This is a genomic window from Streptomyces sp. NPDC048211 (genome assembly GCF_043202315.1).
GTDB lineage: Bacteria > Actinomycetota > Actinomycetes > Streptomycetales > Streptomycetaceae > Streptomyces.
Genome location: NZ_JBIDAD010000001.1, coordinates 962746 through 985453 on the forward strand (window position 1 = coordinate 962746; position 22708 = coordinate 985453).

Here is a 22708-nt window from a genome sequence, read left to right on the forward strand (position 1 = left end):
CCGTTCTCGCGGAGGCCATTCCCCCGGACGTACGGTCTTCGCTCGTGAATTTCGTGGGTGATCCCGCTATCGGTCAGCAGCGTAAAGGCAGCGGAGGGCTCCCGGCTACGCAGGGTGCAAGGCCGCAGGCGCGGTCCGGGGGGACAGAGGAGGCGGAGTGTCGCGCTTGTGGCGCTTGGCCCCCGGGCGTCCCGGGCTCCCGCATACCCGGCGGGGGGATCTCAGCCCGCTCGAATTGCGAGATGGACCACGTCGGGCACACCTCGGGCAACACCTACCTCTTCCGTCCTTACCCCACGGAATCCGGCATTCCGCAAGGCCTCTTCGAACTCCGCGGACGGCTGTGCGGACCACACCGCGAGCACGCCGCCCGGCGTGAGCCGCGCGTGGCAGTCGGCGAGCCCGGCCGGGGAGTACAGATGTCCGTTGTCCTCGGTGACGGTCCAGTCCGGCCCGTTGTCGATGTCGAGACACAGCGCGTCGTAACGGTCCGTAGTCGTACGGAGGTGGGCGACGAGATCCGTCGTGAGTACGACGGTCCGCGGATCGGCGAGCGCCGCTCCCGAGATCCCGGCCAGCGGTCCGTCCAGATGCCAGTCGACGATGGCCTGCTCCCGCTCGGCGACCGCGATCCGCCCCCAGCGGGGCTCGGCGGCGGCCCGGGCGAGCGAGAACCCGACGCCGAGTCCGCCGATGAGCACCGCCGGGCCGGTCCGGCCGGCGGGCAGCGCGGCGAGTGCGGCGTCGATCAGCAGCCGCTCCGAGCGCCCGTCCGAGGTGTCCATCAGGAAGCACCCGTTGGCGATGATCTCGAAGTCGTCGCCCCGCCTGCGCAGGACGACCTCCCCGTACGGTCCCTCGCGGCGGTCCAGGGTGACGGGGGCGAGGGTGTCGGGGCCGAAGGCGTGGGGCATGGTGCTGGTCTCCGGTGGATGGCGGTCGGTGTCCCCGCCATCCTGGCCCGCGCCGCAGCGGCCGGGCCAGCGATTTGTCGAAACACCGGCCGATCGGGGGGCGCGGTCAGCCGCGCTCGGGGCGGGCACCCCGTACCGCGAACAACGCGGTCCCCGCCGCGTACGCCACCGAGGCCACCACCCAGGCCCCGGGCTGCGGACCCGGCTGCATCAGCCAGGCCCACACGGACGCCGCGCCTCCCGGGGTGCGCGGTGCGGCCAGGTACACCGCGCCGCCGTAGACCGTCATCGGCAGCCAGCTCAGCCGGGCGCCGATCAGGGCAGCGGAGGCGGCCGCCACCCCGGTGGCCCCGAGCACGTTACGGATCATGCCCGGGGCGCCGAACTCCCCGGGATGCCCCGGGACGGCGAGCGCGAGAGCCGCCGCGGCGGGGACGGTGAGCACGAGCAGATGCAGCAGCCGCCGCGGCCACCAGCGGTGCACGGCGGTCCGGTCGAGCTCGTCGGCGGCGGCGTACAGGCTGGTGCCGAGGGCCGCGGACACCAGCAGCGGCGCCAGTACGAGGACCGGGACGCGGGCGCCCGGGTCGAAGCTGCTCTCCAGCCGGTCGGCGGACCAGGCGGCGAGCAGAACGACACAGACAAGCGCGGCCGCGGTACGGGGGAGGCCGCGGGAGCGGATATAGAGGACGGGCAGGAGCGCCGAACGCTTCGCGGTGGTGCCGGCGGCCGTGTTCACAGGACGGGCACCTCCGCCGGGGAGCAGCTCGTGCGCGTGGCCAGGAAGCGGCCGAGCCACGCCCGGCGCTCGGGGGCCGGCATGGCTTCGAGCCGGCGGAGCTGCGGGGTCCGCTCCGCGCCGGAGGCCTGCTCGGTGCCGGGGGCGTGCGAGGTGCCTGCGAGCCAGTTCGTGACGGCATCGTCGGTCGCCCCCACCCGGTCGGAGCGGAGAGAATCCGGGCACTCCCGGTTCACCACGCCGTGGGCCACCTGCCAGACGTAGTCCTCCGGGTGCTGCAGCCGCCCTCGCAGGAGGTACCAGCCGAGGTTCGGCGTCGGCATCCAGACGGCACCGGAGCCCGGCCGGGCCTCCTGATCCGCGTAGCGGACCGGCGCCCCCGGCACTCCGTCCAGCCTGCCGAGCAGCCCGGACAACGCCCGGGAGACCTGGGGGAGCAGCGCCCCGTTGTCCCCGGTCAGGCAGAGCCGCGGGGCGCCGTCGGCGCAGACGACGCGGCGCGCGGCCGGGTCCTCCCGCAGCAGACCGGGGCCGGTGTGCACGATCGCCGTGGCGACCGCCGCCGCCACGGCGAGCGGTACGACGGCGAGGAACCGGCGCCTGGCCGCGTGGACGATCAGTGCGGCCAGGGCGAGACCGCAGGTCCACGCAGCCATCACCGGGGCGAACCACCACACGGGCAGCGACCCGTCGAGCGTGTACTGCACGGCGGGGTCGAGGAACCGGGCCGAGGAGTCGAAGTAGCTCGGCACACCCAGCACGAGGTACAGCAGCACGGCGAGAACGGGCGCGGCCAGCCGCCACCGGCACCGCTGCCCGACGACGAACCCGGCCAGTCCGACGGCCACCAGGAACGCGCTGTCCGCGACGGCGAAGGACGGGAAGGGGCTTCCGCCCCCGGCGTACGGCCAGGTGGCCACCAGCGAGGCGGCCAGCGCGACGAGATACCCGGCCACCGCCCAGAGCGCGAGCGGCAGCGCGGCCACCACGGCCCGTGCGGACCTGGCACGCGGGGTGGAGAGCCAGAGTTCGGTGGTCGAGCGCCGGTGCTCGCGGGCGCCCTGCCAGCAGGAGGCGGCCGCCACCAGCGGGCCGACGAGCAGGGTGGCGCCGGAATGCAGCAGCCCCTGGGTCTCGCCCCAGTTCCCCTGCCAGGAACCGGCCTTGGCCGCCATGGTGGCGGCGAGCGTGACCGCCGTGCAGAGACCGGTCCACGGCGCGATGCCTCGGCGCAGCTCGGTCCGCAGGGCGAGGAGCGTCGGCCGGTACGGCGGGGAGGGGCGGCCGGGGCGGGGTGCGGGGGAGTCCTGCCGCTCGGCGGCGGGGGTGCGGGTCGTCGTCATCGGGCGGCCGCCGTCGCACGGTGGCTGTGCAGGGCGGCGGTGTAGCCGCGCTCGATGGGGCTGCCGTCGAGCTGGTCCCCCCGGCCTGCGAGGGCCGCCAGCTCGGCCGTCGTGCCCCGGTACGCGATCCGGCCCGCCTCGACCAGGGTCACGTCCGTGCAGGCGGTGGCCACGTCCTCGACCAGGTGGGTGGACAGGATGACCGTGGCCCGCTCGCCGAGCTCCCGCATCAGGGCGCGGAACTCGACCCGTTGCTCGGGGTCGAGCCCGGCGGTCGGCTCGTCGAGCAGCAGCAGCTCCGGTTCGTTGACGATCGCCTGAGCGATGCCCACGCGCCGGACCATGCCACCCGACAGGGTCTTCATCCGGGCATCGATGCGGTCCGTCAGACCCACCCGGTCCACCGCACGCTCCACGGCCCCCGCGATCAGGGCGCCGTCCATCTCCTTGAGCCACGCCACGTAGGCGACGAACTCGCGGACGGTGAAGCCCGGGTAGTACCCGAACTCCTGCGGCAGATAGCCCAGCCTGCGCCGGACCGCCGCCCTGCCGCGGTGGTCCGCGTCCTTGCCCACCTCGCTGCCGAGCAGTTCGACCCGCCCCGAAGCCGGGGCGACGGCCGTGGAGACCACCCTGATCAGCGACGTCTTGCCGGCGCCGTTCGGCCCGAGGAGTCCGTGCACGCCGGGTGCGAAGTCCAGATCGACGCCGTCCAGGGCGGTCGTGCGACGGTGGCGGACCGTCAGTCCCGAAACCTTGACCGTACTGTTCACGCGGTCACGCTCATGATGTCTCCAAGTGGTCGAAGGATCTGCGGCGCAGGGTCAGCAGACCGGCGCAGAGCACGGCCGCGGCCGCCCAGGCGCCCTGGGCCGCGGGCCCCGCGAAATAGCGGGCGCCGGCCGCCAGCGGAGCGTCGGGCTCCGACGGCATCGTGGTGAAGGCCGGCACGACGACGGCGAGGGCCCAGCACACGGCGACGGACGAGGTGCCGGTGCGGCAGCCGACGTACGAGCCGAGGGCCAGCGCCCCCAGCGTCATGGCGAGGCCCGGCAGCAGCCACGCCACGACCCCCGGACCGGCGGCCGAAGGAGGCAGCACCGCCCAGGCGAGGGCGAGCGCCGGGACGGTCACCGCGAGTACCGCGGCGGTTCTGATCAGCAAGAGCCGCAGCCCGCCGCCCGGAGTCGTCGCGGCGATCTCGTGCATCGGGTCGGCGGAGCGCCCGTACGAGAGGCCGACCCCGGCGAGCGGCAGCACCGGCGCGACGACAAGGAGCAGGGGCCGGGCCGAGCCACCGAGCCCGCCCCCGTACGCCAGCGCGACGGCCGTGAGCACCACCAGCACCAGCGCCGCCGCCCAGGAGCCGCGCAGAGCGGGTCCGGCGGCCCACAGCAACCGCCCGCGCCGGGTGGCGGGCCCCGGCACCGGCGACCGGGGGCGCCCCCGGCCCGATGAGCGCCCCCACGCCCGGGTCCGGTCCCACGAGCGCCCCCGCACCGGCTGCGCCACCGCGGCTGCGAGCACCGCCGCGCGCACCCCCTCCAGCAGCGGTGCCGCGGCCCCCCGGCCGCGTACCGCCGCGGACACCCGGGCCGCGCAGAGCGCACACGACTCGACGTGCTTCTCCAGTGACCAGGCGTCGGTCTCGGCGGCAGTCCCCTCCGCGTACCGCCCGGCCAGTTCGTCTCCCACGTGCCAGGCCGTCATGCCGTGCCTCCCAAGGGGCCGTTCTCCACGACCATCCGGTCCAGTGCCGCCCGCAGCTCGCGCCGGGCCCGCATCGCCCGGGTCTTGACCGTCCCCTCCGGTATGCCGAGGAGACGGGCCGCCTCCCGGGTCGTCAGCCCGTCGATGACCGTCGCCCGCAGGACCTCCCGGAGTTCGGGCGAGATCCGGTCGAGCGCGGCTCCCACGTCGCCGTACTCCAGACCGGCCAGGACCCGGTCCTCGGCGGACGGGACGGCGGCCCCCCACGCGGTGCCGCCGGCGTGCTCGGCCTGCGCCACGCGCTCCGTCCTGGCCCGGGTGCGCTGCGCGTCGACCAGCCTGCGGGCGGCGATCACCCAGAGCCAGCCGCCCGCCTCGGCCCCCCGGTGCGTACCGGCGGACCGCCAGGCCGTGACGAAGGTGTCCTGCAGCACCTCCCGGACGGTCTCGGGGTCGGCGCACCGCCGGTTCAGCCGGGCCAGCAGCCAGCCGGCGTGCCGGTCGTAGAGCGCGGCCAGAGCGGTCGTGTCCCCCTGTGCGACGGCACGCAGCAGCGCCTCGTCGGTCCGGTCGTCCCCCGAGGGGCGCAAGTGGCTCACACCTCCTCTATCGGAGGCCGGGTGCGGGTCGGTTCACGCACGGCGCACACAGATGCGGATGCGGTCGGGGACGTGGTGCCCTTTCGCCGTGGACCGCGATGTGTCCGGCCGCCGGCCAGGGAGCGAGGTCGTCGACGAGCAGGGACAGGACGGCCGGATCGGCGGTCGGGGTGCGGCCCGTGCGCGCGGCCGGCCGCATCTGCTCGACCCGCTCGGGAAGATGCGGGTAATAGCGGGCGAAGAGCTCGGCCGACTCGGCCGGATCACTGGTCCGGCCGCCCTCGGTCGCCGTTCATACGGGCACTCTGCCGCCCCGCCTTCACCCTGGCCAGCCCTTAGGACCGCGCCTTCGGCGGCGCCGCGAACGTCACGTCCGCGGCCGCCGTGGTGACGTCCGCGTCCGCGCTGACGGCCCACGCCGCGACCCGGGACACCACGGCGGCCGGGACCGCCTCGCTGATTCCGGGGGCTGCCGGGACGTCCTGTGTCGCGTGCGCGTCGTGAGGCAGCACGACCCGGTAGCCCAGGGCCAGGGCGGTGCGGGCCGTCGCCTGGACGCACATCTCCGACATCACACCGCACACAGCGACCGCCTCGACGCCCGCCCCGCTCAGCAAGGAGCCCAGCGGCGTCCCGGCGAAGCCGTCGTCCCGGGTCTTGCGGATCACGGACTCCGCAGGGCCCGTGCCGACCGGCAGATGCAGGGCCCAGCCAGGTGTGTGGGGCGCGTCGCCCGCGCCGGGTGCGCCGTCGTTCTGGAGGTGGACGACGAGCGCGCCGCTGCGCCGGGCCCGCGCGATCAGGTCCGCGGTCCGCTCCAGCAGTCCGGCCGCGCCGGGCACGGCCCTGTCCCCGGTCACCCCGGCCTTCTGGACGTCCACGACGAGCAGGGCATGTGCGGGAAGCGCGGAATCGGTCATGGCGCCATCCTGTCCGGCGCGGCCGACGGCCTCCAGGGGATTTCGCGTAAGCGGGCCGTTGCGGGCACGGGCACGCGGGCCTGCGACGGGCGGGGACTACGGCGGTCGTGCCCGGCGTTGCACCCAGGGCACGCAGCGGCGGCGTCGCGTGATCGCTGACAGCGAACGCACCCCGGGGAACATTGAGCGGCTCAGCAGCATTGAGTCTTCATAGCTCAACTTGAATGCCGAAGGGGAGATCATGGCTACTGAGTCCAACGCCGTCACACCGCTGACCCTGCCTGTGCTGCCGCTCGACGACGAGGTCGTGCTGCCCGGAATGGTGGTCCCGCTGGATCTGTCCGACACCGAGGTGCGCGCCGCCGTCCAGGCCGCCCAGGCCGCGGTCGGCGAGAGCGGCGGAAAGCCCGAGGTGCTGCTCGTCCCGCGCATCGACGGTTCGTACACCGGGGTCGGTGTCATCGGGACCGTCGAGCAGGTCGGACGGCTCTCCGACGGCGACCCCGGCGCCCTCATCCGCGGCCGTGGACGCGTGCGGATCGGGGCCGGGACCAGTGGCCCCGGTGCCGCGCTCTGGGTCGAAGGGACCCGGGTCGACGTCTCCGTCCCCGAACCCCTCCCCGGAGCCGTCGCCGAGCTGGTCAAGGAGTACAAGGCGCTCGCCACCAGCTGGCTGAAGAAGCGCGGCGCCTGGCAGGTCGTGGACCGGGTCCAGCAGATCGAGGGCGTCTCCGCGCTCGCCGACAACTCCGGCTACTCACCCTTCCTCTCCACGGCCCAGAAGGTGCAGCTGCTGGAGACCGCCGACGCGGTCGCCCGGCTGAAGCTCGCCATCCAGTGGCTCGGCGAGCACCTCGCCGAGCAGGACGTCGCCGAGTCCATCGCCAAGGACGTCCAGGAGGGCGTCGACAAGCAGCAGCGCGAGTTCCTGCTGCGGCGCCAGCTCGACGCCGTGCGCAAGGAGCTCTCCGAGCTCAACGGCGACCCGGAGGACGAGTCCGACGACTACCGGGCGCGCGTCGAGGCCGCCGATCTCCCCGAGCACGTCCGCGAGGCCGCGCTCAAGGAGGTCGACAAGCTGGAGCGGTCCTCCGACCAGAGCCCCGAGGGCTCCTGGATCAGGACCTGGCTCGACACCGTCCTCGAACTGCCGTGGACCGAGCGGACCGAGGACGCGTACGACATCAAGGGCGCCCAGGAGATCCTCGACGCCGAACACGCGGGACTGCAGGACGTGAAGGAACGCATCACCGAGTACCTCGCGGTCCGCAAGCGGCGCGCCGACCGGGGGCTGGGTGTGGTCGGCGGGCGCCGCGGCGGCGCGGTGCTGGCCCTGGTCGGACCTCCCGGAGTCGGAAAGACCTCGCTGGGTGAGTCCGTGGCGCACGCCATGGGACGCAAGTTCGTCCGCGTCGCGCTCGGCGGTGTCCGGGACGAGGCGGAGATCCGCGGTCACCGGCGCACGTACGTCGGCGCGCTCCCCGGCCGCATCGTCCGCGCCATCAAGGAGGCCGGTTCGATGAACCCGGTCGTCCTGCTCGACGAGATCGACAAGGTCGGCTCCGACTTCCGAGGCGACCCGGCCGCCGCCCTCCTCGAAGTGCTCGACCCGGCGCAGAACCACACCTTCCGCGACCACTACCTGGAGGTCGAACTCGACCTCAGCGACGTCGTCTTCCTCGCCACCGCCAACGTCCTGGACGCCATCCCGGAGGCCCTGCTCGACCGGATGGAGCTGGTCAGGCTCGACGGTTACACCGAGGACGAGAAGGTCGTCATCGCCCGCGACCACCTGCTCCCGCGCCAGCTGGAACGGGCCGGTCTGGAGCCGGCCGAGGTCACTCTCGACGAGTCCGCGCTGCGCAAGCTGGCGGGCGAGTACACCAGGGAGGCCGGTGTCCGGAACCTGGAGCGTTCCGTCGCCCGGCTGCTGCGCAAGGTCGCGGCCCAGCACGAACTCGGCGACCGCGAACTGCCGTTCACGGTGACCGACGCCGACCTGCGCGGTCTCATCGGCCGGCCGCACCACGTCCCCGAGTCCGCCCAGGACCCGGCGGAACGCCGTACCGCCGTGCCGGGCGTGGCCACCGGCCTCGCCGTCACCGGCGCGGGCGGCGACGTCCTCTTCGTCGAGGCCTCGCTGGCCGACCCGGAGACCGGGGCGTCCGGACTGACCCTCACCGGTCAGCTCGGCGACGTCATGAAGGAGTCCGCGCAGATCGCGCTCAGCTTCCTGCGCTCGCACGGCGCGGAGCTGGAACTGCCGGTCGCGGACCTGAAGGACCGGGGCGTGCACATCCACTTCCCGGCGGGCGCGGTCCCCAAGGACGGCCCGAGTGCGGGCATCACGCTGACGACCGCACTGGCGTCGCTGCTCTCCGGACGGCTGGTCCGTACGGATGTGGCGATGACCGGTGAGGTGTCGCTGACCGGCCGCGTGCTGCCGATCGGCGGCCTGAAGCAGAAGCTGCTGGCCGCCCACCGCGCGGGCATCACCACCGTGGTGATCCCCCAGCGCAACGAGGCCGACCTGGACGACGTCCCCGCCGAGGTGCTGGACACGCTGGAGGTCCACCCGGTCACGGACGTCCGCCAGGTCCTGGAGATCGCCCTCGCCCCGGCCTCGGCCCCGGCGGAGCGCAGGATCCCGGCCGCCGCGTAGGTGTCACGCAGTGACGGGCGTGGCACCACGGGCACGGCCGGTACGGGCGGCCCGTCTCCCCTCGCGGGGAGGCGGGCCGTTTCGCGTACCGGAGGTGCTACGGGCGGTAGATGGTCCCCGGTACGGGCTCGGCGGGCGCCATCAGCTGGGGCACCGTCACGAAGGTGTAGCCGCGCTTCTTCAGCTCCTCGATGATGCCCGGCACGGCGGGGACCGAGCCCTTGTAGATGTCGTGCAGCAGGATGATGCCGTCCTTGCTCGCCTGGTCGAGTATCCGCTTCTTGATCAGCGCGGAGTCGGTCGTCGAGTAGTCCTTGGCGGTCGCGCTCCACAGGATCTGCGACAGGCCCAGGTCCTTGCTGATCCCGGAGACCGTGTCGTCGGTGCGGCCCTGCGGCGGGCGCATGAGCCGAGGCTTCTTGCCGGTGATCGCCTCGATCGCGTCCTGGGTCTTCTCCAGCTCGGCGCGTATCTCCGCGGGCTTCTTGTCCGTCAGGATCTCGTGCGACCAGGTGTGGTTGGCCACCTCGTGTCCCTCCGCCGCGATGCGGCGGACGGTGTCGGGGTGCTTCTTCACATGGTTCTTGCCCAGCAGGAAGAAGGTCGCGTGGACCTTCTCCTTCTTGAGGATGTCCAGCAGGTGAGGGGTGTCCTCGGCCGGGCCCGCGTCAAAGGTGAGCGCGATGCACTTGGCCTTGCGGCAGTCCACCGGACCGAACGAGCCCTTGGCGTCGGATCCGGCGTCGCCGCGGGCGGATCCGGGGGCCGTGGTCTCCATCGAGCAGCCGCTCAGTGTCAGCGTGAGCGCCGTCACAAGAGCGACGGCCAACCCCGTACCGATCGACTTCGTCCTAGTGGGCAAGGCAGGTCACTCCCTCGTTGTTTAAGTCGCACTTACGTGCGGACTGCATGGACTATACACAGCACGTATACACGGCATGTATAGGGGGAGGGTGTGGGGCCACGAAGGCATCGTGCCTGGTCGGAGCGGTGGACGGGACAGAGCCCGGCGACGGGTGCGTCACCGGGCTCTGCGGGGAAGGGCTGGCGGGCGGGACTTTTCGAAGCGCGCCCTAGCCGTTGGCCAGCGCCTGTACGCGGTCGAGGGCGCCGTTGAAGTGGTTGTGGTCGCCGACCGTGGGGCCGGAGGAGGTGTACTGCCAGATCGTGTAGACGCCCCAGCCGGCCGGGAGGGTGCCGACCGTGGTGTTGTAACGGGCCACCCAGAGCGGGTTGGTGGTGCCGAAGCCCGCGTTGTTGCCCGTGCAGGTCTGCCACCAGCTGGTCGCGGTGTAGATGACCGCGTCGCGGCCGGTGCGCGCCTTGTAGGTGTTCACGAAGTCGCGGATCCAGGAGACCATCCCGGCCGCGGTCTTGCCGTAGCACTGCGCGCCGTACGGGTTCCACTCGATGTCGAGCACGCCCGGCAGTGTCCTGCCGTCCTTCGACCAGCCGCCGCCGTGGTCCACGAAGTAGTTGGCCTGGACGGCGCCGCTCGTGGTGTCCGGGGTGGCGAAGTGGTACGAGCCGCGGATCATCCCGACGTTGTACGAGCCGTTGTACTGCTGGGCGAAGTACGGGTTCGTGTAGTACGTGCCCTCGGTGGCCTTGGTGTAGGCCCACTTCACGCCACTGTTCCAGAGCGTCGACCAGGCGACGTTGCCCTGGTGGCTGCTCACGTCCACGCCTTCGGTCTGGACCGCGCGGGTGGTGGGCAGTCCGCCCTGGCCGTCGTGGGCGACGACGCCCATGCCCATCGTGGCCGTGCCCCGGGCGGGCGCGGTCGGGTCACCGGCGGTGGGGGCCGCGCCGGCGGCGCCGGGCAGGGCGACGAGGAGGGAGAGAGCTGCGAGCAGGGTTCCCGCCGCTGCGAAGCGCGAGCGGCGGGCTGTCTTGGAGCCGGATCTGTGCACGGGCATTGCGTGCCTCCGAGGCCTCAGTGGGGGGAACTGCTGACCCGGGGCGCGACGGACGCACCCCTGGTGGCATGCCATGGTGTGAACATGCCATGCATGACGCTACGCACGTAGACCCGGGTGGCGGAAGAGGGCCTGGGCGGTGCCGTTGGTCTACTCCTGCGAAATACTGGTGGAGCTGCGGCGATGACCGGCGGCGAAAGAAACTTTCAGTGGCGGGAAAGCTCATGAGGGGTGTTGACGTGCACGGGAGCGAAAGCGGGAGTGAACCCGGCGCAACCGCAGGAAATGGTGTGGACCACGAATTCCTGGCCCTGGAGCTGGAGTTGGCGGTCTTCCTGCGCCGCGCACGGGCCAACTCCGGCGAGATGGCGCGCGAGGTGCACCCCGAGCTGGAGGCGGCGGCCTACGGACTCTTCGTACGCCTGGAATCGGCCGGCCGTCAGCGGGCCACCGACCTCGCCTCGTACTTCGGCGTCGGCAAGGCCACCATGAGCCGTCAACTGCGCGCCCTGGAGGACCTCGGGTTGGTCGCGCGCGAGCCCGACCCCGCCGACGGGCGGGCCTTCCTGGTCCACCTCACGGAGGAGGGCCTCGCCCGCTTCCGCAGTGTCAGGGACGCGCGCCGCGACCGCTATGTGCGCAAACTCGCCGACTGGGACCGCTCCGAGGTGGCGGAACTGGCCCGGCTCCTGCACCAGCTGAACGCCCGCGCCGAGGACTGAGCCGCCGTCGCCCGCCGCGCGTGCCGAGCGGCCGCCGCCACCCGCAACCAGGGCCGCGGGCGCCCCACGTCACCCGCGCCGAGGGCCGCGGGCGGCGCGCCGGCCCTCCGGGGCGTCGCGGGCCGGCCCGGTCACCACTGCACGTAGACCGCCGTCGCGTCGTCGTGCGGCTTGCTCCGCCGCAGGTACGTGCGGTCGGTGTCCGCGTCCTCCAGGGAGCGGACCCGGTCGATCAGTCCCTGGGGCCCCTCCTTGCGAAGCACCCCGAGGCAGTCCGCCCAGTCGCCCTCGCCGAACATCTCCGTCCAGCGGCTCGCCCCGTCCGTCATCGCGGCGAGCGCGCGCACCTCGGCGCGCGGCGTGCGCCCGGTGACCGCGCGGTCCGCCACCGCCGGGTCGGCGGCGGCGGTGAAGAAGCCGCCCTCCTTGTTCCGCGCGCGGGCGTCGGCGATCGCCTCCGAGGCGAGGGAGCCGGGCGGCAGCCGGTCGAGCCGGTCGTCCAGCAGGGCGCGGACGGCGCCGCCCGGGGACTCGAACAGCAGCACCGAGTCGGACAGCACCAGGTGCTCGATCTCCGCCTCGTCCCAACGCGCCAGGACGACAGTCGCCTGTGGCGTACGTACGTGAGAAAGGTCACACGAGGAACGGTGTGCGTCGGCGGTGCGCCGGATGGACTCCGCGAGGATGTCCCGCAGGGTCAGATCCCGCCGCGAACCCGACAGTTCGACCAGGGCGCCGCCCAGCCGCGCGGTGAACCACGGGACCGAGTGCGCACAACCGTCGTCACCCTGCGGCGGGGTCACCCCGTCGAGCAGAACGAGCCCCCCACCCTGCCCGGAGGCAGGGAGGACAGCGGCTGCCCAGTCTTCGTTCGGGCGTCCGGCGAGGCCGGCGGCGGTAGCGAGTTCCATGCGCATGCGGCCCAGTCTGCACGATGCCTTCACGGACCCTGCACGCACCGGGGATTGGCCCGTACCAGCAGGTCAGAAGGGCGAGTGGGGTGGAAGGAATCACTCCGGGAAGTGTGCGGGCGGGCATCCTGCCAAAGCCTGCCCCGAAGATCCAGCCGGACGTCCAGGTGTGCCGTCAGGGGCCCGCGGGGAGACTTGTTCGCCAACTCGGGAGTGCGGTTCACTCGTTCGAGTGGCGGAGCGGTTGATGCGCGCCCCCCTCTCAAAAGCACTGGAATGGTCAGAAGCCGTACCAGGAGTCGGGGCGCTCGTTCACGTGACCGAGCGTCACCTCTGCTTCAAGGGCGGACGAGTCAAGATTGCGAGCACCGGTGCAGAAGAAGCGGCCTCGGAGCAAGGGCAGCAAGCACAGCGGTTCCGAGATGGCGTCTTCGGCGCCGGCTGAGAGCGGGCGCACCGTGCGCGTCCGCAGCCGGCTCGTCGCAGGCGTCGCGGTCGTCGGGATCACCGTCGTGGCCGCGGGAGCGCCGGCGGTCCTCAGTGCTTCCTCCGACCTGACCGAATCGCAGCGGCTGGTCACCCTCGCGGAGCTGAACCAGCAGGCCATCGCGCTCGCGCACTCCCTCGCCGACGAGCGCGACGAGGTCACCGCCTTCATCGCGGGCGGCCGCGAGGGGAAGCTGGGCTCGACGAGCGGTGCGGCGGGCAGCCGCAGCGCCCGCGTCGACCAGCAGGTGGACGAGATCCGGGACGCGGCCTCCGCCGTCCTGCGCCGCGACCTCTCCACCATCCCCTCCCTGCGCCGCGACGCCATCGGCGGCAAGGGCACGGCACTGGAGGCCCACCAGGCGTACACCGAGGTCATCTCCAAGCTCCACGACCTCGCCGACGAGCTCGCGGACGCGACCCCGCCGCGCGCCGCCGAGTCGGTCCGCGCCCCGCTCGCGCTCGGCCGGGCCACCGAACAGGCCTCGGCCACCCGCGGGCTGCTGCTCGCCGCGCTCGCCGTCCCCCGCGAGGAGCCGGCCGCCCCGCAGATCGACCCGTTCACGGGTCTGCCCGTCCAGACCCAGGACGAGGGCGAGACCAAGGAGGACCGCACCCGCGACGAGCTGAGCGGCGCCGCCCAGCAGTACCGGGTCGGCGAGCTCTCCGCCCTCTCCGACTTCGACCAGGCCGCCGGTGCCACCGCCCGCGACAAGCTGGCCGGCACCGTCACCGGCCCCGAGGTCAACAGCGCGGAGAAGTACCTCGCCGGGCTCACCGACCGCCCCGAGCTCTCCGAGTCCGACCAGAAGACCAGCAGCAAGAAGCTCCAGGCGGCGCTCTCCGCCCGGATCGACCGGATGCGGGGCGTCGAGTCGGCCCTCGGCACCGCCCAGGTGCAGCGCCTGGAGCAGCTGCGCGACGACGACGTCACCGCGCTCGAACTGCGGATCGCGCTGCTGGGCGGCTGTCTGCTCATCGCCGTCGGCGTCTCGACCGCCGTGGCCCGCACCCTCACCCAGCCGCTCGCCGTCCTGCGGATCGGCGCCGGCCGCCTCGCCGCGGAACCCGAGACCGCCGAGCCGGTCCGCTACACCGGGCGCAACGACGAGTTCGCCCAGGTCGTCCGGTCCATCAACGCCCTGCACGGCCGGCTGCACGGACTGCTCCACGAGTTCAACGGACGCTTCGAGAAGCTGGAGAGCGAGCGCGGCGAACTGATCGCCGGCCGCGAGGCCCTCACCCTCCAGCGCGCCGAACTCCAGGTCCACACCGCCGATCTGGCGGCCCAGCTGGAGAAGCTGAAGAACACCGTCCACCACACCTTCGTCAACCTCTCGCTGCGCACCCTCGGCCTCGTCGAACGCCAGCTCGGCGTCATCGAGTCCCTGGAGGAGCGCGAGCAGGACCCGGAGCGGCTCGGCACGCTGTTCAAGCTCGACCACATGGCCACCGTCATGCGCCGCCACAGCGAGAACATGCTGGTCCTCGCGGGCGCCGAGCACGGACACGGGCACCCGGGACCGATCCCGCTGGTCGACGTGTTGCGCGCCGCGGTCAGCGAGATCGAGCGGTACGAGCGGGTCACCATCCAGTCCCTGCCGCCGCACGCCCAGATCGCCGGGTTCGCGGCCGACGACCTCAGCCACCTCGTCGCCGAACTCCTGGAGAACGCCACCGCCTTCTCCCCGCCCGACTCCAAGGTCCAGCTCTCCGGCTGGCTGCTGGAGACCGGCGAGGTGATGCTCTCCGTGCAGGACGAGGGCATCGGCATGTCGTCCGTACGCATGGGCGAGCTCAACACCCGGCTCGGCGACCCTTCGCTCTTCGAGGCGGGCGAGCAGAGTGCGGACGGGGCCGGTCTCGGCCTCCAGGTGACCTCGCTGCTGGCCGCGCGCCACGGCGTACGGGTCCAGCTGCGCGAGCAGAAGGGCAGCGGGGTGACCGCCGTCGTCGTGCTGCCGCAGGCCCTGCTCCCGAAGGCACCCCCGGCCGCGACCCCGCCGCCGGTCACGGCCCCCGGCGACGCACCCACGCTGAACCTCCCCGGATCGGTCGCCGAGGCCAACTCCAACGCCCTGCCGAGCCGTACCCTCGCACTGCCCGGAGACCCGCTGATCGCGGCCGCCGAGCAGACGATCGCCGAGGCCGGCCCGGCCGCCGTCACCACGCCGGGCTTTGAGGCCGGGGCCCTCGTCGCCCCGGACCACGCACCCCCGGCCGCGCCCGCGCAGGCGGCGCGGCCCGCCCCGGATCCCGAGCCCGCGCTGCCCGTGGAGAGCGAGGCCGAGACCACGATGCAGGTCCGGCTCCCGCGGGTGCCCGAGTTCGACGACGTACCCGAGTTCACGCACGCCCCCGCCTTCGGGGACGGCCCGGAGCCCACCACCGCCGCCGGTCCGTACGCCATCGGCCCCGACCGTCACGAGCGCGCCGCCGACGAGGGCGCGCAGCCGCAGAGCGGCCCCTCGCCCGTTACCCCGGCCCCCGTCGCGACCCCCGTGGCCGACGCGCTGCCGGGACCGCGCCACCCCGAGCCGGAACCGCAGTCCGGGCGGATCACCGACAAGGGGCTGCCCAAGCGCACCCCCAAGGTCGTCAAGCCCGCCGCCGCCCCCGCACCCGAGCGCACGGGCAGTGTGGACAAGGAGGCCCTGCGCCGCCGGCTCGGCGGCTTCCACCAGGGCGCGAAGAACGGCCGCCGGGACGTCGAGGCGGAGATCGCCGAGGCCACGGCCCCGGCCTCAGGCACCACACGTACCGAGCACACTGAGCCGGCAGGCCGTACCGACGGCCGGACCGGAGAGACGGGGGACACAGTCGAGGAGGCACGCAGTTGACTGCGCCCAGCACGTTCGGGCTGAGCACCGAGGCCCGGAACCTTCACTGGTTGCTGAGCAATCTGGTGGAGGAGGTGCCAGGGGTCCACTCGGTCACCGTCGTCTCGTCCGACGGACTCATGCTGCTCTCCTCCGACCCCGGCCACCAGAACGCCCAGGTGACCGGACGGCAGGACGGCCCCCGGGGCTCCAGCGCCGACCTGGCGACCATCGTCTCCGGCATCGGCAGCCTCACCGTCGGTGCCGCGAAGCTGATGGACGGCGGCGGCGTGAAGCAGACCATGGTCGCCATGGACGAGGGCAGCGTCTTCGTCATGTCGATCAGCGACGGCTCGCTGCTCGGTGTGCACGCCACACCCGACTGCGACATGAGCGTCATCGCCTACCACATGGCGCTCTTCGTCGGCCGTGCCGGACACGTACTCACCCCCGAACTCCGCAGTGAGCTGCGCAAATCGATGGAGAGCGCCCAGTGATCCCCGCTGCTGCTGAACCCGCCCGCAGGCTCCCCGTGCGCGGGGCCGACAAACGGCCCGCGCGGGTGCGCCCGTACTCGCTCACCGGCGGCCGGACCCGCTTCGGCCACGTCCTGCTCGTCGAGACGTTCGTCGCGGCGCTGGAGGCCCCCGACGAGCGCCGCGAACTGACCAACGGCAACCTGGCCTCGCGCGTCATGCCGGAGCTTCAGGCCATCGTCGAGATCTGCCGCCGGATGCGTACCGTCGCGGAGATCTCGGCACTGCTGAAGATGCCGCTCGGCGTCGTCAGGGTGCTGCTCAGCGACTTGGCCGACCAGGGAAAGATTCGCGTGTACGGAACCGGTCACGGCACCGGCCAGCCCGACCGCGCACTGCTCGAAAGGGTGCTCAATGGACTCCGTCGTCTCTGAGTCGCCGCTGTTCGCCCCGCGCCAGCCGGGGCCGAAGGACCAGGCCGAGGAATCGCTGCAGGCCTGGCAGCTCGATCACACCAGGGCCCCGATCGCCACGAAGATAGTGGTCGCGGGCGGCTTCGGCGTGGGCAAGACCACCTTCGTGGGTTCGGTCTCCGAGATCACCCCGCTGAAGACCGAAGCGATGATGACCCAGGCCAGTGAGGAGACCGACGACCTCAGCGCCACGCCCGACAAGGTCACCACGACCGTCGCCATGGACTTCGGCCGCCTCACGCTCGACGACGACCTGGTGCTCTACGTCTTCGGCACCCCCGGCCAGCAGCGCTTCTGGTTCATGTGGGACGACCTGGTGCGCGGCGCGATCGGCGCGGTCGTGATGGCCGACACCCGCCGGCTCGCCGACTGCTTCCCCGCCCTCGACTACTTCGAGAGCTGCGGGCTGCCGTACATCGTGGCCGTCAACCACTTCGAGGGGACACCCGGGTTCGAGGCCGCAGATGTCCGGGAGGCCCTGACTGTCCCTCCGCACGTGCCTGTTGTGATCATGGACGCGCGTAACAGGATCACCGTCGTCGAGTCGCTCCTGGCCCTCGTCGGCCACGCCCTCGACGCCACACCGGCATAGCTACACACAACGGAGAACCGCGATGCGGAAGATACTCATAGTCGGAGCCGGCCAGTCCGGACTCCAGCTCGCCCTCGGACTGCAGTCCAGGGGCTACGAAGTCACCCTGATGTCCAACCGCACCGCCGACGAGATCCGCTCCGGCCGGGTCATGTCGACCCAGTGCATGTTCCACACGGCCCTCCAGCACGAGCGGGACTACCAGCTCAACTTCTGGGAGTCCCAGGCCCCGCGCATCGAGGGCCTCGGCGTCTCGGTCGCCGCGCCCGACTCCTCGCGCGCCATCGACTGGGTCGGCAAGCTGGACGGCTTCGCCCAGTCCGTTGACCAGCGCGTGAAGATGGCCGGCTGGATGGAGACCTTCGCCCAGCGCGGCGGACAGCTCGTCATCCACGGTGCGGCGGTCTCCGACCTGGACTACTTCTCGCGCACCTACGACCTGGTGATGGTCTCGGCCGGCAAGGGCGAGCTGGTCTCCATGTTCGGCCGGGACGCGTCCCGCTCGCCGTTCGACGCCCCGCAGCGCGCCCTGGCCGTCGCGTACGTCCACGGCATGGGTCCGCGCCCGGAGCACCCCGACTTCGACGCGGTCCGCTGCAACCTGGTCCCGGGCGTCGGCGAGCTCTTCGTGATGCCGACCCTGACCACGTCGGGCCGCGCCGACATCCTGTTCTGGGAGGGCATCCCGGGCGGACCGCTCGACGCGTTCCAGGGCATCAAGGACCCCTCGGAGCACCTCGCCAAGACGCTGGAGCTCATGGAACGGTTCACCCCGTGGGAGTACGCACGCGCCACCAAGGTCGAGCTGACCGACGCCAACGGCACCCTGGCGGGCCGTTACGCCCCGACCGTCCGCAAGCCGATCGGCCGGCTCCCCGGCGGCGGCCTGGTGCTCGGCGTCGCGGACGTGGTCGTCGCCAACGACCCGATCACCGGGCAGGGCTCCAACTCGGCCTCCAAGTGTGCGAACGCCTACCTGGACTCGATCATCGAGCACGGCGACGGCGAGTTCGACGCGGCCTGGATGCAGTCCACGTTCGACCGCTACTGGGACACCGCCCAGCACGTCACGAAGTGGACGAACGCGATGCTCGGCGTCCCGCCGGAGCACGTGCTGAACCTGATCGGCGCCGGCGGTCAGTTCCAGCAGGTCGCCGACCGCTTCGCCAACGGGTTCAACAACCCGGCGGACTTCGACAACTTCTTCTTCGAGCCCGAGAAGACGAACGCGTACCTCGCCTCGGTCGCGGGTCCGGCCGCCTGAGCCATCCCGTACCGAAGACGCACCGGCCGGGCCGGGCACAGCCGGATCTCCGGCGGGCCCCGGCCCGGCCGATGTGTGTCCGGGCGGGAGCCGGGCGGCAGCCGCCGGGTGGCGGGGCGCCGCTCGGATGGCCGCTTCGGCGGGACGCTACTCGGCGGGCGCCGAGGTGTCCCCGTAACCCTCGTCGGAGCCCTCGGAGGCCCCGTCGGGAAGCTCCGGCGGTGTGTACGTGGCCAGCGGCGCGCTCTCCGGATCGGGCCGGACAGCGCCCAGCAGCGGATTCGACGCCACCGGGGAGACCTTGACCCGGGAGCCGGGCCGGGGCGCCTGCACCACCAGGCCGTTGCCGATGTACAGCGCCACGTGCGTCGCCTTCGGGAAGTAGATCACCAGGTCGCCCGGGCGCAGGGCGTTCAGCGGCACCTTGCGCAACTGCCGCCACTGCTCCTGCGAGGTCCGGGGGATGTCGCGCCCGGCACTCGCCCAGGCCTGCGAGGTGAGTCCGGAGCAGTCGAACGAGTCCGGCCCCTCCGCGCCCCACACGTACGGCTTGCCGATCTGCTCGACCGCGTACCGGACCGCCTCGCCGCCCTCGGCGGTCGCCGGGCGGAACGAGGACAGGGCGCCGGAGGCGAGCAGGGCGTCCTGGGCCTTGGCCGTGCCCTTCTGTTCCAGGCGGGACAGCTCGGCGATCTGGTCCGCGGAGAGGGCGGCGAGCAGGCCCTCGACCTGTTTGAGCCGTGAGCGGACCGTGTCCCGTTGCTTCTTCTGCTGGGCCGCCAGGACCTGTTGCCGGTCCAGCACCTTGCGGGAGCGCTCCGACAGTTCGGCGGCACGCTTCTCGGCGCCGCCGAGCCGCTTCACGGTCGCCACCCGGCCGGCGGCCAGCCGCTGGACCACCTGGCCCTGGTCCAGCGCGTACTCGGGATCGCGCATCAGCAGCAGCCGCAGATACGCGGAGAGATCGGATCGGCCCTGGTACTGCTCACGGGCCAGCCGCCCGGCGGCGTCGCGGCTGCGGGACAGCTGGAGCCGGGCGGTGACGAGCGCGGAGTCCAGCTTCTTCGCTTCGGCGGTCCGCTTCTTCAGCTCGGCCGCCGTCCCGTTGTAGGACTCGGTGGCCTCCTCGGTCTGCTGGTACAGCCGCTGGAGTTCGGTCAGCAGCGCGGCGACGCCGCCCGGCGCCGCTCCGGGTCCGGCGGCCGGGTCGCCCTGGTCCCCGGGGCCCGGCGAAGGGGCCGGTGAGGGTGCGGGCGAGGGGGCCGCGAGAGCCGCGGCCGGAGAGGTCACGACGACGGCTGCCAGCGCCGCCGTGCCGAGGGAGCGCAGGAGTTTGCCCGACACGACACCACCTCCGGAAACGGGGTGAATCGTGCGACTACCCCATGAGTGAGCGCAATTCCTCCATACGCTCACGCACCGTCAGGTGATGCAAGAACCTCCGGGTGTGGCGGCGTGCCGATTCCCCCGGAAGGCGGCGGGGCGGCCCGTGGGGCCGCCGCCGGCCCGGTCAGTCGACCGGGAACGCGTAGACCACGCCCCCGCGCCGGACGATCGCGGTTCTGCCGAAGGACAGCACCTGGTAGGAGGCGGTGACCTTCTCCCCCTCCGGGTCCTGGGCCCCGATGTCCTGGAACTTCCAGAGCCGCCGCCCGTCGGCCGCGGAGAACGCGGTCACCTGCCCGGCGCCCGCCGCGAGCAGCGTGCCGCCCGAGCCGCTGACCGTGACCGCGGGGGCCGATCCGTTGGCCACCGCCTCCGTGGAGCGGCGCCAGCGCAGCTTTCCGGTCTCCCGGTCGGCCACGCCCACTTCCTGGTTGCGGCTGGTGGTGTGCAGCACCGCGCCGGCCTCGACCGGGGTCCCGAAGACGGAGTCCGGGGTGCCGTTCAGCGTCCACTTCGGCTTGCCGTCCGGCGTCTCGAAGGCGCGCAGATCGGCGCCGACCGCCGCGTACAGCACTCCGTCCGCGTCTCCCACGGCCGCCGCGTCGGGGGCGACCGTGCCGAACGCCTTGGTCCACTGGAGCTTCCCGGTCTTCCGGTCGAAGCTGCGGAAGCGGGCCTTGCCCTTGGCGGCCTTCACCTCGGCGGGGGTGAGCGTCAGCCGGTCCTGCCGTACGACGACGGCGTCCGGCCGGACCGCCGTCAACTGGTACACGGGCGCGGCCGGGCCCCGGCCGGTGGGCACGGGCGTCCGCCACAGCTCCTTGCGCTGCTCGATGTCGTACCCGAACAGATACGACGTGACGACCTTCTTGTCCTTGCCGCGCTTCTTGCCCTTCTTGGGCTTGGGGGCCTTGACGGTCACCTGGTGGGAGCCGGTGAACCAGAGCTCCGGACCCGACGATCCGACGAGCCGCTGCACCGACAGGTGCGGAGCGTCCGCGAACCCGTCGGCGTACGCCACCCGGTGGGCGACCCGGCCGTCCTTTGCGGACAGCCACAGGAATTCGGACGGGCCGGCGACGAAGACGAACTCCTTGCCCGCCGGCAGGGCGGCCTGGCCCTCGGCGGCGTCCGGGCTCTCCCAGAGCCGGCGCCCGGTGCTCAGATCGACGGCGGACGCCTGGGTCTCGCCGGTCAGGACCAGCATCCGTTCGTTCCACAGGGCGGCGGTGAGGGGGGCGGGCTCGGCCGCCGGGTGGGTGTAGATCCAGCGCGGCTGCGGAGGCAGCCCGGCGACCACCGGCCGGCTGGGGCCGGGGGCGGGCTTCGCGTCGACCGTGGGCTCGCCGTCGTCACCCGACGTGAGCGCGAGCACGCCGCCGCCCCCGACCAGCAGGCCGGCCACCCCGGCGGCGGACCCGATCAGCAGGGTCCGCCGGTCGGCGGAGGGGGGCTTCGGGGCAGTGGGCCTCGCGGCGGCCGGGGGAGCGGCGGCGGGGAAGGGGGCCGGCGGTGCGGGGGCGGGCGATGCCTGCGGGTGCGGGGCCGCGGGTGCGGCGGGGACGCCCGCAGGCTGCCCCGGCGGCTCGTGCGGCAGGGAGAGCTGGGTGGTGACCCGGTCGGGGCGCGGGGCCTGGTGGTCGATGACCCCGAACTGAGCGGTCCGGGTGTCGCGACCGGGAGCGAGCGGGGCGGGCGGGGCGGGCGGGAGCGCGGGAGCGGCCTGGGGCGGCGTGTCCTCGACGGCGGCGGGGACGGCGTCGCGCACTTCGGGGGCGTCCGCCACCGCCGCCGCCTCAACAGCGGGAGGCGCGGCTTCCAGCATCCGTACCCGGGCGCCCTGGTCGGCCACGGCGGCCGCCAGCGGCCCGGGCAGCCAGCCGCCCTTCGCGAGTCCGGCCGCACCTTCCAGCGCCAGCTCCGCCGCCACCGCGCCCGCGGTCGGACGGTCGGCGGGATCCTTCGCCAGACACTTGGCGACCAGCTCACGCAACTCGTCCGGCACCGCGTCCAGGTGGGGCGCGCTGCGTGCGATCCGGTCGGCGGCCTCGGCGGCCGGGCCGTCCGCCAGCGGGGTGCTGCCCGTCGCCGCGTACGCGAGCAGCAGGCCGAGGACGAAGAGATCCGATGCCGGCCCGGCCTCCTGGCCGGCGACCTGCTCCGGAGTCAGATAGCCGAGCCGCACGGAGAGCTGGCCGCCCGGCCGCGCCTCGGCGTCGGCCGCCGCGCCCAGGGGCCCGAAGGCGGTGAGCCGCGGCCCGTCCTCGGCCAGCAGCACGGTCCTGGGGGCGAGACCCTGCAGCACGGCGCCGGTCGCGTGGACCCGGGAGAGCGTTTCGGCGATGCCCGCGCCCAGTATCCGCACGACACGCTCGGGAAGCGGTCCGGCGATGTCGACCGCCTCGGCGAGGGTCAGCGCCGGCACGTACGCCGAGGCCGTCCAGAGCCGGTCGTCGTCCCCGGCACCATCGGCAGGCGTGTCGAGCCGTGCCGCCACCCAGCCGCCGGCCAGGCGGTCCGCGGTCCGTGACTCCGCCTGGAAGCGCCGCCGGAACGCGGGCAGCGCGGCCAGCGCCGGCCGGGCCGCGGTGATCACGACGAGGTCGTCCGGAGCCGATCCGTGCGCGAGGTACTGGACCGCGGCGGCCGTCTCACGGAACCGTGCCAGCACGGTGTACGGGCCGAAGCGGTGTGGATCGTCCTGACGCAGCGCCTCCATGGCGCACCCCCTTGTGACCGTCCCTCGGACCAGACCGTCGATCTTAGAGGGTCC

At 73.1% G+C, this 22708-nt stretch carries 19 protein-coding genes; 7 read left to right on the plus strand and 12 right to left on the minus strand.

Going from position 1 to position 22708, the window contains the following annotated elements:
* Positions 1 to 221: 221 nt before the first annotated feature.
* From ACGFZA_RS04455 to ACGFZA_RS04485, 7 genes are all read right to left on the minus strand, one after another.
* Entirely contained in the window at positions 222 to 914 is a 693-nt protein-coding gene (locus ACGFZA_RS04455) for a spermidine synthase (RefSeq protein ID WP_393677046.1), read from the minus strand.
* Between the two features lie 106 nt (positions 915 to 1020).
* Entirely contained in the window at positions 1021 to 1653 is a 633-nt protein-coding gene (locus tag ACGFZA_RS04460) for a hypothetical protein (protein WP_393677048.1), read from the minus strand.
* On the minus strand, positions 1650 to 2996 hold the full coding sequence (locus ACGFZA_RS04465; RefSeq protein WP_393677050.1) for a hypothetical protein: 1347 nt from the start codon (positions 2994 to 2996) through the stop codon (positions 1650 to 1652). The genes ACGFZA_RS04460 and ACGFZA_RS04465 overlap by 4 nt, the downstream gene beginning before the upstream one ends.
* Positions 2993 to 3769: an ATP-binding cassette domain-containing protein gene (locus tag ACGFZA_RS04470; RefSeq protein ID WP_385276199.1), complete on the minus strand. Its 777-nt coding sequence runs from the start codon at positions 3767 to 3769 to the stop codon at positions 2993 to 2995. The genes ACGFZA_RS04465 and ACGFZA_RS04470 overlap by 4 nt, the downstream gene beginning before the upstream one ends.
* Positions 3770 to 3779: 10 nt before the next feature.
* Positions 3780 to 4706, minus strand: a complete 927-nt coding sequence (locus ACGFZA_RS04475) for a hypothetical protein (protein WP_393677053.1) — start codon at positions 4704 to 4706, stop codon at positions 3780 to 3782.
* On the minus strand, positions 4703 to 5305 hold the full coding sequence (locus ACGFZA_RS04480) for an RNA polymerase sigma factor (RefSeq protein WP_385276193.1): 603 nt from the start codon (positions 5303 to 5305) through the stop codon (positions 4703 to 4705). Before ACGFZA_RS04480 ends, ACGFZA_RS04475 begins: the two co-directional genes overlap by 4 nt.
* Before the next feature lie 335 nt (positions 5306 to 5640).
* The gene (locus tag ACGFZA_RS04485) at positions 5641 to 6225 is read right to left on the minus strand and encodes an isochorismatase family protein (protein WP_393677055.1); all 585 of its coding nucleotides are present in this window, start codon (positions 6223 to 6225) and stop codon (positions 5641 to 5643) included.
* Positions 6226 to 6466: 241 nt separating this feature from the next.
* Between ACGFZA_RS04485 and lon the strand changes: the two genes are divergently transcribed.
* On the plus strand, positions 6467 to 8887 hold the full coding sequence (gene lon / locus ACGFZA_RS04490) for an endopeptidase La (RefSeq protein ID WP_385276187.1): 2421 nt from the start codon (positions 6467 to 6469) through the stop codon (positions 8885 to 8887).
* A gap of 97 nt (positions 8888 to 8984) precedes the next feature.
* Here lon and ACGFZA_RS04495 read toward each other — a convergent pair whose 3' ends face one another.
* Positions 8985 to 9665: a polysaccharide deacetylase family protein gene (locus tag ACGFZA_RS04495; RefSeq protein ID WP_385276346.1), complete on the minus strand. Its 681-nt coding sequence runs from the start codon at positions 9663 to 9665 to the stop codon at positions 8985 to 8987.
* A gap of 295 nt (positions 9666 to 9960) precedes the next feature.
* The gene (locus ACGFZA_RS04500) at positions 9961 to 10806 is read right to left on the minus strand and encodes a lysozyme (protein ID WP_385276184.1); all 846 of its coding nucleotides are present in this window, start codon (positions 10804 to 10806) and stop codon (positions 9961 to 9963) included.
* A gap of 224 nt (positions 10807 to 11030) precedes the next feature.
* Between ACGFZA_RS04500 and ACGFZA_RS04505 the strand changes: the two genes are divergently transcribed.
* Complete coding sequence (locus ACGFZA_RS04505) at positions 11031 to 11528, plus strand: MarR family winged helix-turn-helix transcriptional regulator (RefSeq protein ID WP_393677058.1); 498 nt, start codon at positions 11031 to 11033, stop codon at positions 11526 to 11528.
* Between the two features lie 131 nt (positions 11529 to 11659).
* Here ACGFZA_RS04505 and ACGFZA_RS04510 read toward each other — a convergent pair whose 3' ends face one another.
* Entirely contained in the window at positions 11660 to 12445 is a 786-nt protein-coding gene (locus ACGFZA_RS04510) for a protein phosphatase 2C domain-containing protein (RefSeq protein WP_393677060.1), read from the minus strand.
* A 365-nt stretch (positions 12446 to 12810) separates the two neighbouring features.
* Between ACGFZA_RS04510 and ACGFZA_RS04515 the strand changes: the two genes are divergently transcribed.
* The 5 genes from ACGFZA_RS04515 to ACGFZA_RS04535 are packed head-to-tail and all read left to right on the plus strand — an operon-like array spanning position 12811 to position 18549.
* Entirely contained in the window at positions 12811 to 15765 is a 2955-nt protein-coding gene (locus tag ACGFZA_RS04515; RefSeq protein WP_393677063.1) for a nitrate- and nitrite sensing domain-containing protein, read from the plus strand.
* Positions 15762 to 16241 (plus strand): roadblock/LC7 domain-containing protein, encoded by a 480-nt coding sequence (locus ACGFZA_RS04520; RefSeq protein WP_326738731.1) that lies wholly within the window; start codon positions 15762 to 15764, stop codon positions 16239 to 16241. The genes ACGFZA_RS04515 and ACGFZA_RS04520 overlap by 4 nt, the downstream gene beginning before the upstream one ends.
* Entirely contained in the window at positions 16238 to 16654 is a 417-nt protein-coding gene (locus tag ACGFZA_RS04525) for a DUF742 domain-containing protein (RefSeq protein ID WP_326738732.1), read from the plus strand. The genes ACGFZA_RS04520 and ACGFZA_RS04525 overlap by 4 nt, the downstream gene beginning before the upstream one ends.
* Positions 16635 to 17285, plus strand: a complete 651-nt coding sequence (locus tag ACGFZA_RS04530; RefSeq protein WP_385276171.1) for an ATP/GTP-binding protein — start codon at positions 16635 to 16637, stop codon at positions 17283 to 17285. The genes ACGFZA_RS04525 and ACGFZA_RS04530 overlap by 20 nt, the downstream gene beginning before the upstream one ends.
* A 22-nt stretch (positions 17286 to 17307) precedes the next feature.
* A complete protein-coding gene (locus tag ACGFZA_RS04535; RefSeq protein ID WP_385276168.1) occupies positions 17308 to 18549 on the plus strand; it encodes a styrene monooxygenase/indole monooxygenase family protein in 1242 nt (413 codons plus the stop codon).
* A gap of 147 nt (positions 18550 to 18696) precedes the next feature.
* Here the strand turns inward: ACGFZA_RS04535 and ACGFZA_RS04540 are convergent, their stop codons facing one another.
* Together ACGFZA_RS04540 and ACGFZA_RS04545 are read right to left on the minus strand one after the other, a co-directional pair.
* On the minus strand, positions 18697 to 19893 hold the full coding sequence (locus tag ACGFZA_RS04540; protein ID WP_385276165.1) for an NlpC/P60 family protein: 1197 nt from the start codon (positions 19891 to 19893) through the stop codon (positions 18697 to 18699).
* Between the two features lie 166 nt (positions 19894 to 20059).
* Positions 20060 to 22654, minus strand: coding sequence for a PQQ-binding-like beta-propeller repeat protein (locus ACGFZA_RS04545; RefSeq protein ID WP_393677067.1), 2595 nt, complete (start codon positions 22652 to 22654; stop codon positions 20060 to 20062).
* Positions 22655 to 22708 lie beyond the last annotated feature (54 nt).